This is a genomic window from Psychroflexus maritimus, from assembly GCF_011089875.1.
Classification (GTDB): domain Bacteria; phylum Bacteroidota; class Bacteroidia; order Flavobacteriales; family Flavobacteriaceae; genus Psychroflexus; species Psychroflexus maritimus.
This window is the reverse complement of sequence record NZ_JAANAS010000120.1, coordinates 1-260: the sequence shown is the minus strand read 5'-3', so window position 1 is coordinate 260 and position 260 is coordinate 1. Positions and strand designations below refer to the sequence as shown.

1 protein-coding gene is annotated in these 260 nt (G+C 41.9%); it reads left to right on the top strand.

The genetic code is table 11. The features are described 5' to 3' along the window. A partial coding sequence (locus G7034_RS11785) for a hypothetical protein (protein ID WP_166401160.1) occupies nucleotides 1–260 on the top strand: 260 nt, incomplete at both ends.

The window sequence follows — 260 nt, the reverse complement described above, 5'->3', positions numbered from 1 at the left end:
GTGTATGTTGAAGCTGTCGATTTGGACACGGATTGTACGAAAACGACCACCTTGACCATAGAAGTAATTCCAGAGCCGACCATCCCAGAATTAGAACCATTGGTAGAATGTGACCCAGGTAACAATGGTTTTGCTGAATTTGATTTAGGAGCTGAAATAGAAAACATTATCAGCAACGAAGTAGATGTAGAAATCTCCTTCCATGAAACTGAGCAAGAAGCCTTTTTTGGAACAGAAGCCATTGCCACCGAAGACGAAGA